The organism is Methanosalsum zhilinae DSM 4017 (assembly GCF_000217995.1).
Classification (GTDB): domain Archaea; phylum Halobacteriota; class Methanosarcinia; order Methanosarcinales; family Methanosarcinaceae; genus Methanosalsum; species Methanosalsum zhilinae.
The window spans coordinates 1,903,734-1,916,065 of sequence record NC_015676.1 but is presented as its reverse complement, the minus strand read 5'-3'; the positions used below and the strand labels follow the sequence as shown (position 1 = coordinate 1,916,065).

Below are 12,332 nucleotides of genomic sequence, written 5' to 3'. Positions count from 1 at the left end.
AGATTTATCAGCATTATCTGTACAGAAGAATTCAGGTGAACGAATGAAATCCAATAAAGAAGAAAAAAACATTGATGCTGAAGAAGTTGAAATGACTTTTGAAGAAGCAATGGAAAAGCTGGAATTGCTGGTGGAACAGCTTGAGTGCGGGCGTATGAGCCTGGACGAGAGTCTGGACACTTTTGAGCAGGGAATGAAACTTGCCAGCAGATGCCGGAAACGTCTGGACAATGCTGAACGCAGGATAGAGCAACTCATTAATGAAGGTGGAAAAATAAAATCAGAACCATTTAATTCAAAAGAAGATAAAGAATAAAAAATATTATTTACTGTTTTTTTTCTTCTGGCCTATTTTTTACAGGCAGTTTTACATGAACAGATGTTCCCTTTCCTCTGTCACTTTCAACCCATATCTTTCCACTGTGCCCTTCCACAATGCTCTTGCATATATACAATCCCACTCCGGTACCCCCAAATTTTCTCTTTGTTGAGGAATCAATCTGATAGAATCTATCAAAAATATCCGGTATCACCTCTTTTGGAATTCCAATACCTGTATCTTCAACCACTATGTGAAGTTCATCGCCCTCCTGCTTCACATTAATTGATATCCTGCCACCATCCGGAGTAAACTTAACAGAATTGCTCAGCAGGTTTGTCAGCAGATCTGTAAGTTTCTGGGCATCTCCCTGAATCTCAGGTAGATCCTCTGATACGTTCTTCTCAAGTTTCAGATCTTTTCCGGTATCTCTTATCTGAGGAAGGATATCAGTTATTGCATCATCAATAATACCCTCGATATTTATGGAATCAAAACTGTATCGGATCTTACCCATCTGTTCCATACTTATATACATAAGAGAATCAACATGGCGCCTTAATCGTTCACTGTTCCTTAAAATCGTTTCAACTGCCCTTTTTTGTTTATCGTTTAGCGGACCAAGGTTTTCTCCATTCATGATCTCACTATACCCCCTGATCGAAACCAGAGGTGTTTTAAGTTCATGGCTTACATTGGATATGAACTCGTTTTTAAGCTGGTTGAGGGACTTAAGTTCCTTATTTGCTTCCCATAGCTCTTTATTTACCTGTGACAGTTTATTTGAATATTTCTTCAGAGCATCCTCTGCTTTCTTGTGTTTGAGTAAGGTCCACATACCCTGCATCAACAGTGTAAGCTGGCGAACATCGGACTGATCATAATCAGTATCCTTATTTCCCACACCAGCGACAAGGACGATCTTATCCTTATCAAATACAGGTACATTCATATGCCGGGTAAGTTCCACATGACCTTTTGGATACCCTTTTTTAAGTGGATTGGGTTCCCTGTAGTCATTTGTGATAACAGGCTTTCTCTGCCTTACCGCCTCACCCCAGAGGCCAGTGGTCCCAACCGGATATTCAATTGGTTTGTCTCTGATCCTGCATATTTTCATAGCAACCCTTGACCATGAATGCATTGTAAGAACATCTTCTGTTTCATTCAAAAAGGCAAGATATCCCAGTTTGCTTCCAGTAAGCCTGACAGCCTCCTCTCTGGCAAAATCAGTTATCTCCTGTATTGTAGCATCTGTCATCTGATGTAGACGAAGGAGCGCCTCCAGTCTGGACTCATCCATAAGTAAAGCTTCTTCAATACTTTTTTCCCTGGAAATATCTTCAAGTACACAGATTACCCCGGATGGCAACTCCTGGTCTGGAAGAGGACTAAGATATACTTTTAAGGGAATGGGATTATCATGATTCTTTGTTCTGTATTCAGATTCATGATAATTGACCTTTGAAGAAAGGATTGATTCAATAACCTCATTTATCTGTTCCCCTGACAGAAAACTTCCAGGATCTGAACCCACAATATCATCTCTGCTGACTGCAAGTATTTCTAAAGATTTACTATTGCAATCATCTACCAGTCCCATTCTGTTAATATAGAGCATTCCAGTGGGACAGTTTTCAAAGATCATACGAAATCTCATGCAGGATTCATGTCGATCAGGACCTTCAGTTTCCTGGTCCATTATAAAAATTCACCCCCAGATACTATACTTTTATGCATTATTGATGTATGGTATATGAATAGATTTTAAATTTGCCATAATTAACTTAAAAACTGTATAAGATCATCCAGATCTCCTTTATTTAATTTCAAAGAAAAGCAGAAAACATGAATTGAAGGCCTGGTTTTCTCCAGTACATATTTGATCTGTTCAATTTTTTCACCTTCAACGAGATCGATCCTGTTAATACAGGCTGCAGCAGCACTGTTAATCTGATCTATAACAAATTTTGGAATCTTTTCAGTATCTGGTATAAATTCAGCAGCATCCACCATATATATCACAGGTATAACCTCAAGTCCTGCAACATCCACATGCTCTTCGATATCTTCTTCAAGCCTTCCAGGAAATGCAATGCCTGCAATTTCTATAAAAACAATGTCTGGAGTAAAAGTACTGAACATATCAATGAGTGCATGTACCACATCATATCGGAATGTACATGATACACAATCACTCACAGAATGCTTTACGAATACTTCATCTGAACTCTCATTATATTCAATCTCACCCAGTTCAGTAACAACAATTCCCACTTTCAACCCCCTGGCAGTGAAATGTCCAGCTAGTCTTCTTATCAGAGAAGTTTTACCTGAACCCCTGATACCTCCGATCATAATAATTTTCATCAATTTACCCCACTCCAAAACAGCTAATAATAACTGTCTCTGGCCTTCACCATTGCCTTCAGGTTATTTATCGGTGTCTCTGGTGCAATGCCACACCCAGGTGCAATTATATCAATATCGCAATCAAGGGCTTCTAGAGTCTCTGCATTTACATCCTCCTCACTACCAGAGTACAGGGTTGACGATGCAGATACATTGCCAATTACAGCCACATCTTTTTCATGGGCTGTTGTGATAAGATTTCTCAGATCCTGAACACTCTCCTCTACACTGATCCCATCAAATCCACATTCTGTAATACTATCAGTGATCAGGTCAACTCTGCCACATACATGAAGTACTCCTGGACCTTTAAGACTGCTGGAAATACGGATGTATCTGGGAAGGGCAAGTTCTTCAAAGTCATTAGGTGGAAGAATACCAGGAGATGAAATTGCATCTGCCACACATACAGCATCTGCTCCTGCAGCTATGCAGGCATTACCGTATTCGATACATGCATCGGCACATATATCCAGCAATCTCTCAACAAAGGGCCTGTTCTTGAGAGTCAACAGCAGAAATTCCTTCATACCCACAATATTTGCAGCAAGGTCTACAGGTCCCTCATGTCCTGCCACTGTCAAACCATCATCCCCCAAACTTTTTCGAACAATATATGCAGCTTCAAGTACTTGCGGAATTCTGCCCTCTTTGCAAAGGTCATCCGGTATGAAATTCAGATCATCTGGATCATCAAATTTGAGCCCCTCAATAACTGCTGGGGTCCTGCTGGTGGTACCCGGATCTATCGTACATCCCACAGCCTCTGCAAGGACGGTCATATCAAAAGGAAACCTGGCGGTCTCAAATCCGCAGTTTTCATGAGCCGACAACGCAAGCAGCGCCATTTTTTCAGGATCATGGTCAGCCTCTGGTCTGAATGCACCGCATGCCTCCATAAGTTCAAGCACAGGAGTTGTAGTAAATGAACCAACCGGGACCCTATCCACGCTTTTGAGGTTCAGTGCATTCAGTACCCGATCTTTTTGATTCATAATAGATCACTCTCATACTGCTAATTAACTCTTTGCCAGAATCCGGTCAATTCTTAGAACATTGCTTGCAGCCTCAGTAGCAGAGATAATTGCCAGTTTCTTAATGGATGCACAGTCATATATCGGAGGGTTATTCTCGCATACTCTGCCTGAAGTATCTATTCTTGCATCAATTCCCCTGTTATAGTATCCTGACATCTGTGCCATTGAATCGAACACATCCATACCTGCGTTTTTTGCCAGGATCCTTGGAATATCTTCAAGAGCAGAGGCATACTCTTCCACAGCCAGCTGTTCCTTGCCCTCGATGGTAGTGGCATAGCTTCGAAGCATCTGGGATAATATGAACTCGATTCCACCTCCGCCTGTTACAATCATTCTGTTTCTTAGAATGAAAGCTGCATTTGTCAGAGCATCATCTGCAGCCTCCTCAATCTTTTCCAGGCCATATCTGACAGGTTCCCAGATAAGAATGGTAGATATCATCCTGTTATGAGACCTGACAAACACAAAATACTCATTACACTTTTTTGAGACCTCCACTCTCTCAGCCCTGCCGGTGCCTTCACACAAATCGTCATCATGGATGGACATCATTGTTGCACCTGTAGATTTTGATAATCGCAGGAGGTCTTTTGGTTGAAGTTTCTTAAATAGCAGAATCCTGTTTCTGGACAGGGTGGATTCAATTAAAGGGTCAACATCGCCTTCACAGAAAACTGCTTCTGCACCACTGGAAACGATTTTTCGGGTAAAATCATTTACAATTCTCTTCTGCTCTTTTTCAAACATCACTGAAGTTTCATAACTGTCCATCCTGATATTGTGCTGAGAATTCAAAAAAGCACTCTTAAAACTGACATCGCCTTTTAAGATCAATATTTCAGGATTATCAAGAGTATCTGGCATATCCTTTCTTGCAGGTCTCTCATCAAGTATTACACCAGATATAGAAACAATATCAGGTTTTCCTACCTTCTTTATAATACTCACATTCTCATCAAGGTCAAGGAATCCACCCTCAGACATATTATCAAGATTTTCTACTATGCCCATCATGTTTCTGGCAAGCTTGTCTGCCATAATGAAATCTATACCCTTACCTGCAGTCGAGCTTAGAACAGCAGCATACATCTGTTCATAGGATTTTGCAGGAAAGCTTTCGTGTTCAAGAAGCTCATATGTCTTGTTCAGAGCAAGTCTGTATCCTTTGATTATGGTTGATGGATGAACACCTCTTTTAATGAGCATAGAAGCATTCCGGATTAGACCTGCAGCCAGTATCACTGCGGTTTTGGTACCATCTCCGCATGCTCTGTCCATTGATTTTGCAATATCCTTAAGGGAAGTTACTACCGGATGCAGTATATCAATCTCTTCCATTATTGTTTTCCCGTCGCTTGTGAGAAATACGTCATTTACAGGGTTAATGATCATCTTATTCATGCCACGGGGACCATAGGATGAGACAAGAAGATCATATATCTCTGTACATGCCCTTTCCACATGATGCATCAGCTCCTCGTCCTCTACAGACTCATTAATCCCTATCTTTGCCCGCACACTCCGGGCTAGAGCATCCATGCTGCTCATTTGGTCCTGTGGATTCATTCCAGCGTTTAACCCATTCATTATCTGACCTCCTTGGTGATCCTATGCCAACTCCTGTTAATCTGGTCTCAATGACAGAACCTGTTTCACTTTTTATATCATCCCTTTTCAGGTCAAACTGTATTCTGTCCATGCTGAGCCCATAGCTATTCATATATTCTGCCATACTGTCGTTTATGAATTTTATACCATAATCCACTGCCTGGCCATATTCATCAAATACCATTTTTCCTGCTTCACAGAATACTGAATATTGGCTGCTTCCTGCAGCTGAAGGCCTGATGAGAACATCTGATCTGTGGATGATATTACCTACAAGTGCACCTACAGCGTTTCCAACATCATAATATTCAGGAACAGTGATTTCTCCATCAATAACACTTTTCAGCTCTTCCAGAAAAGCCTCGACTGGTGCCCCGATCAACACAACCGGTACATTTAACCTGAACCTGAGATTCTCGGAGTTCTGCATCAATTTCTCAATTTCCTCTTTCTTCACATCCTCCGCAACAAAGGAAACAAGGTTCTGTGCAATATTAAAGGCGACTTTCTTCTTTACATGTGTGCAGAAAGATAGTTTATCCATCTTCACATATTCTGCCAGAATCTCTGCGCCCAGATGTGAAGCCTCTGAATTCCATTTTTCATAGTCCTGCAGTACATGAAGTGCATCTGTTGGAGTAAATCCTATATGGCTAATATGCCTTTTCTGTATCAGTGACTCCAGGATATTACCAAACATCAGAGGATGGTGCCCTGTAATCCCGGCTATTTCTTTGATGGATAAGGGTTCATCTGAAAGTGCATCAAGTATCTCTTTTTCATTATCGTTTAACCGTTCCAGAGTTCTGGGATCAGATTCACTGCGGACAAAAAAAGACACAGGTTGTATGATACGGTCCATAATCCTTTCAGAAATCTTTCGATCCTCTTTTATTTTTTCAAGCTTGTCCACAACTTCCGGGTGCTGCGAAGCTACATAACATAGAGGAATAACTCTTCCGGGCCCGATTGAAGGCTTCCACTGAACCCACACATGACTATCCCCTCCCATTGCAGATGTATTCATCTTGATAGCCTTTACCATTGTACTCCATCCGCCTACAACAGCACCTGAGTCACTGATGATAGGGATTCCTTCTGATAAAGAGGATATATCAGTGCTTGTACCACCAACATCAACTGTCATGCATGTATCAAGTTTTGTTAGATGAGCTGCACCTACAAGACTGGCAGCAGGACCTGAGAATATGGACTCGACCGGTTTTTCCAGTGCCTCTTCTATCTTTACCAGCGAACCATCACATTTCATCATCATAAGGTTTGCACTGATATGTCTTTCTTTCATCACTGAAAGTATTGATTGTATAAACTGGTTTGTTACCGGTATAAGCTGGGCATTTAACAGTGCAGTGACTGATCTCTCATAAGCTCCCAACCCCTGTGACAGTTCATGCCCGCAGACCACTGGCATATCTGTCAGATCCTGTATTATCTTTTTTACTTTCAGTTCATGATCAGGATTTCGTACACCAAAATACGACGAGACTGCAAATGCAGCAACCTTGTTCTTACAGTACATTACAAAATCTTTGATTACTTCAGGATCATCCAGATCATCGATCTCATAACCATCTGCATCATGCCCTCCTTTTACAGATATCACATGCTGTGTTGGAAGACCTTTTGGAATTGAGTATCCAATCAGAATCATTGCAGCAGGATAACCTTTTCCTTCAAGTGTGGTATTTGTTGCCAGTGTGGTGGAAACGGAAACGTTTGTAACCTTTTCCAGAAGCCTGGTGTCAAGCCCGTCAATTGAATTCTGTATCCCTGTAATTAGGTCAGGGTATGTTGTCAGTGATTTATTGGAATCAAGTATGGATCCACTAGAAATGTCCATGATCACCGAGTCTGTATATGTCCCCCCAGTATCAATTCCAAGACCAAGACTCATTAAATTCCTCCTATTTTCAGATGTATAATTGCTTCCCTAAAATTCAGGAGAACACAATCCACCTTTTTTCTTACATACATGTTATTTTCAAATTATTCCAGTTTCGTAAATGTCGGGTTGACAGGCAAATAGCATCTGTTACCGATATATTTCTGCAAAAAATAATAACAGGGCATTGAACAGCCCGCAAATGGAACATATCCACAGTAAGATATGAATATTTGCTGGCTTTAATGCATCAAAGCCCTCACTTTTTTTACATGAAACAACTATTCGTCTATTCAGCCCATGATCTCTTTCTGTAAGTCCGGACCAAGTTTCTTGACAGTATCTACCATAGCCTTTACACCGTTCAACGGACCGCCTGGTGGAATTTCACATCCTGTAGACATGACATATTTTGACTGCAGTCCATTTTCTTTGAGAACCGGAAGTACACCCCTGAGAAGTTCCTCAGTATCATTCTCAATGCTCTGTACGCCCTCTGGAGAGGGATCTATGAATTTGATTGGATCTACTTCTCCCATCATACAGCACATGTCACCATATTTTGGAATAAGGTCTGCATAATTCTTGGATCCTTTATTCCTGAGTTTTGGATAATATGCATAGCTGAACAGTCCTGTACCAAATTCTTTAATCTGAATATCAAAGTGGACATTGTCAGCACAGCTGTGGATCATGTATGGCTGATTGTATTCTTTAAAGAGGGGCACATGGCGATCTTTAACAAACTTACCTTCAAACTTCCAGTAATCATCCTCACTCATAATTACATTGTTGGACCAGAGATTATCTATACAAAGACCATCACATGCATCCTCTTCAAAGAACTTTTCAGAGATGTCACATACAAAATCAGTCATCTTATCTACTGCATCAAGAACAACGTCCGGATTTGTCTTCATATCCATAAGAACACGGTCCGCACCCATCAACTGGGTTAGTGTAAGAAGCGGTCCTTCATGGAAAGCTACAAATGGTGCATTGAGTTCCTTGTTCAGTCTCTCTTTTGCAAGTTTTGAAGCCTGGATCAGCTCATATATACGTGTTCCTTCCTTTACCTCGGGAATTTCTATTTTATCATAGTCATCCAGGTGACCCACTGACGCAGGAGTATCCTCATCCGGTATACTTACCTTACATCCAAGGTCAGAGGATGTAATTGACAGATCAACAAGACCTACAAACATGTCAAGGTCCATGTATTTTACTCCCAGGTAGGCACTCTGGGCAAACATTTCCGGATCAGTTGTATATTCTCTATAGGTTGTAGGTACGAACTTTCTCAGAACTCCACAGGCAAGTGGGTATACAGGAAGACGGTCAACCTTTTTGTCTCCAAGGGATGAGACTACCCTGTCTATATGGGTCATTTCCTCTTTCTTCTTTACACCTACTTTTTCAAACTCATCTATGATCTCACGGGCAGTCTCAAGGCCAATATCCTTTGCAGCTCCAACCTTGGCTTTTTTCTTTGCCAGAACATCCCTGTATTTGACCTTTCCAAGGCTTATCTTCTCCTCAGTCCATCTCTCATCTGCAGGTGGCATACTTTTTACAGCATTTGTAGCCCAGTCAGCTGCACCCATAGAATCAGGATGGGTTGAATCAGCACCAATCTTTTCTGCAAATTCCTCGGAAACAGGTGCTCCACCGACCATTACCTTTACCGCATCCCTGATACCTTCTTCCTGAAGGCTTTCAATGACCTTTTCCATGCCCACCATTGTAGTAGTCATCAGTGCACTCATGGATATGATATCAGCCTTATTTTCCTTTGCAGCCTTCACAAAGTCCTCAAGAGGAACATCGTTACCAAGATCTATCATATTAAATCCTGCTGCGCTGAGCATTGTTTTGACAAGGTTCTTGCCTATGTCATGTACATCTCCTTCAATAGTACCTATAACCCCTGTTGCAGGTCTGCCAGCTCCTTCTTTCTTTAGGTGGGGTATAAGCACTTCCATACCAGCATACATTGCACCGGATGCGATCAATAGATGAGGGACAAAGGCTTCTCCAGTCTCATACTTATCACTCATTATGTTCATACCTTTAGCAAGCCCGTTCACCAGTGCTTCCTGGGGGTCTATTCCTTCCTCAAGAGCTTTTTTTGAAAGCTCTGCTGCACTTTCCTTACTACCAGAAACTACAGCATCCGCTAATTGGTTCAGTATTTCTTCTTTCATAAATACATACTCTCCATATCCTATCTGTACTGTTAGGTAATAACACCTGAATTATCCAGGAATTCACAGCGTTATTCAAAGTGATTTTAAATTTAAATATATATATAATAATTCTTGGTTATTTATTAAATTTCATAATATAATTAAATAGCATAATAGTATGATATCATACAATCAGATCATAGATGTTAATGAGATCAAAGACTTTGATCGAATAAGAGAGTTAATTGCTCTGCTATACTTTCTACATTAAGAATCAGAAATCATCCTGTGATATTTTTCTAGATATATCCAGATAATAGGAAAAAAGATCCTTGCCCCAATTGATTGCACTGGATTCAAAGCTCATCATTGTGTGATTGTGATAAATTCCTGTGTTGTAGAAAAGAGATAATGCAAGGAACCGATCAGTAACTACCCCCGATGCCAGTTCTATCTTCTCCGTACAAACATACAGGTTAACATAGCCAGAACCCAGATAAAAGGCCAGGTCTGATTGATATTCATTCTTCAGTCTTTCAAAAACAGTTTCTGTAAGGATCAATGAAATCTCAATTCCCTTTTCTACAAGTCTCTTATAAAGACCTGAATAAGCAGGGCTGAAGTATGATGATACCTCATGAATATATTTTGATTTTTCCAGATTTTCTTCAAACCTCTTTGGAAGGTCATACATCCTATCAAGATCTGGCTCGACAAATTCACAGCTACCCAGTTCCTCTATTCTATTTAAAAGATGACATGGAAGGGCCTCTATCTTATGGTTCTCCCAGTAAAGTCTGTTATCTTCATAGAGGTTCAGGGTCTCCAGTAGGGGCTGCATTTTCTTAACGATCACCCCACCCATAGAAGAAAGTCCGTATTCATTATTCTGATATACAATCAGGCCCTGGCTCATCAGAATGTTAATCTGGGTCATAATGGCACTTGTGTTTACATTAAGGGCTCTTTTGATCTCATCTATGTCTTTTTCACCTTCTTTGAGCAATAACAGAAGGTTTTTTCTCTTTTCAGACAGAAAAAGAGTTCCAAGTAGTTCAGCTTTCATTATTCCACTCCATCTACTTCTATCAGATGAGAATTAATTGGTTCATACCTCCCATCTTCAGGCCTGCGATACATTTTCATATACAGGGAGTTTTACATGAACTGTTGTTCCCTCACCCAGTTCACTTTCAATCCAGATCTTTCCACCATGTGCATCTATCACTTTTTTGCATAGATATAGTCCAGATTCAATACCTTCATATCTGCGGGTTATGGAATCATCGACCTGGTATATACTCTGGAACAGATGGGGGATTATCTTCTCAGGAATACCTTTTCCAGTATCCCTTATGCTCAAACGCACATAGTTATCCTCATTCCATATATTAATAACAATCTTTCCTCCGGGTTCGTTATATTTTGCCGCATTTTCAAGAAGATTGATCAAAACGTTTGTCAGTTTCTCACTATCAGCCCTAACAGAAGGTAAATCGGCAGGAACCTCATTCTCAATCTCAATATCCTTTTCATCTATTATGAGAATCAAATTCATAAGGGAATTGTTCACTATTTTTTCAATATTCACCGGACCAAAATGATAATCAAGTTTTCCTGCCTGCTCAGTACTTAAAAACATCAGAGAATCGATCAGACGATTAAGTTTTTCAGAGAACATCAAAGATTTTGCCATTGAATTCCTGTGCTGTTCTTCAATTGACTCAAGCATGTCGTCCTGGAGTAGTTTATTGTAATCACCCTGTGATTGCTTTAGACGTTGTCCTTCAATGAATTCTTTTTTTATCTTTGTAAACGATTTAAGTTCAGCATTCGCCTTGGATAAGTCCCGGGAATATTTGTTAAGAGCTTCAAGAAGGTGTTTTCGCTGTATCAGTTTCCACATATTCTGTATAAGCAGTGTAAGTTTTAAAGAATCAAAATCGTCGTAATCACTTAATTTATTGCCTGCTCCCACAACTCCAACGATGCGATCCCCATCAAATATGGGTACCGTTACATGATTTTTCAGTTCTACATGACCCTCAGGATATCCTTTTTTCAACGGATCAGGTTCACTGTAATCATTAGTGATCACCGGTTTCCTTTGCCTTACCGACTCTCCCCAGAGACCTGTGGTCTTTAGAGGATAAACAAATTTCTTATCTTCGATCTTACATTCCTTCATTGCATTTTTTGACCATGAATGCATTGTAAGGACACTTTCATCAGCATTTGTGAATGCCAGATACCCCAGTTTACTATCTGTAAGCCTGACGGCTTCTTCACGGGCAAAATCAGTGATTTCCTGCAAAGTTGCACCGATCATCTGGTTCATTTTCAGAAGCGATTCCATAAGTTCCTTATTCAGTTTCATCTCATGTTCTGATTTTTTGCGATCTGTAACATCAAAAATAATACCCTCATAATTGATCAGGTTTCCATCATCATCACGGCGAATCAGTGTTCTCTCATTAACCCATCTTACATCACCGGATTTGGTTATTATTCGGTAATCGATCGTAAATCCTGGATAATCAGTCATATTTGATTTTGAAAAAAGCTTAACAACCTTGCCCAGATCATGCGGGTGTATTATATCCGCAAATTTCAATTTTCCTGAGATAAACTCTTCAGCTTCATATCCAAACTGGAGAATATTATCTGATACAAATTCAACAGGCCAGCCGTTTTCAGCCTTCCACAGAAATATGACTGCAGGACTGCTGTTAATTATTTTATCTAATTCTCGATAGTCTCTATCATTCATTATTTAACCTGTTACTTTCAAATTTCAGGTAATTTATCAAAGTATATAACATCATTGGTTTCATGGTGTTCAAGCAGGAGTACAACCATACCAA

At 40.3% G+C, this 12,332-nt stretch carries 9 protein-coding genes; 1 reads left to right on the top strand and 8 read right to left on the bottom strand.

From position 1 onward, the window contains the following. Nucleotides 1-43 precede the first annotated feature (43 nt). A complete protein-coding gene (gene xseB / locus MZHIL_RS09050) occupies nt 44-316 on the top strand; it encodes an exodeoxyribonuclease VII small subunit (RefSeq protein ID WP_013899072.1) in 273 nt (90 codons plus the stop codon). Between the two features lie 10 nt (nt 317-326). On the opposite strand, the gene MZHIL_RS09045 is transcribed toward xseB, so the two are convergent. The 8 genes from MZHIL_RS09045 to MZHIL_RS09010 all read right to left on the bottom strand — a co-directional run bounded on the left by MZHIL_RS09045 (nt 327) and on the right by MZHIL_RS09010 (nt 12,238). Next, entirely contained in the window at nt 327-2,021 is a 1,695-nt protein-coding gene (locus MZHIL_RS09045) for an ATP-binding protein (protein WP_013899071.1), read from the bottom strand. A gap of 80 nt (nt 2,022-2,101) precedes the next feature. Continuing rightward, the gene (locus tag MZHIL_RS09040; protein WP_013899070.1) at nt 2,102-2,689 is read right to left on the bottom strand and encodes a GTP-binding protein; all 588 of its coding nucleotides are present in this window, start codon (nt 2,687-2,689) and stop codon (nt 2,102-2,104) included. 23 nt (nt 2,690-2,712) lie between these two features. Continuing rightward, on the bottom strand, nt 2,713-3,726 hold the full coding sequence (gene mtaA, locus MZHIL_RS09035; protein ID WP_013899069.1) for a methylcobamide:CoM methyltransferase MtaA: 1,014 nt from the start codon (nt 3,724-3,726) through the stop codon (nt 2,713-2,715). A 24-nt stretch (nt 3,727-3,750) separates the two neighbouring features. Next, complete coding sequence (locus MZHIL_RS09030; protein WP_245527541.1) at nt 3,751-5,358, bottom strand: TCP-1/cpn60 chaperonin family protein; 1,608 nt, start codon at nt 5,356-5,358, stop codon at nt 3,751-3,753. Continuing rightward, entirely contained in the window at nt 5,267-7,294 is a 2,028-nt protein-coding gene (locus tag MZHIL_RS09025; RefSeq protein ID WP_013899067.1) for a hydantoinase/oxoprolinase family protein, read from the bottom strand. Before MZHIL_RS09025 ends, MZHIL_RS09030 begins: the two co-directional genes overlap by 92 nt. Before the next feature lie 281 nt (nt 7,295-7,575). Further along, on the bottom strand, nt 7,576-9,486 hold the full coding sequence (locus tag MZHIL_RS09020) for a methyltransferase cognate corrinoid protein (RefSeq protein WP_013899066.1): 1,911 nt from the start codon (nt 9,484-9,486) through the stop codon (nt 7,576-7,578). A 256-nt stretch (nt 9,487-9,742) separates the two neighbouring features. Beyond that, nucleotides 9,743-10,534, bottom strand: coding sequence for a helix-turn-helix transcriptional regulator (locus MZHIL_RS09015; protein WP_013899065.1), 792 nt, complete (start codon nt 10,532-10,534; stop codon nt 9,743-9,745). Nucleotides 10,535-10,591: 57 nt separating this feature from the next. After that, nucleotides 10,592-12,238: a sensor histidine kinase gene (locus tag MZHIL_RS09010; protein ID WP_013899064.1), complete on the bottom strand. Its 1,647-nt coding sequence runs from the start codon at nt 12,236-12,238 to the stop codon at nt 10,592-10,594. Nucleotides 12,239-12,332: the final 94 nt, after the last annotated feature.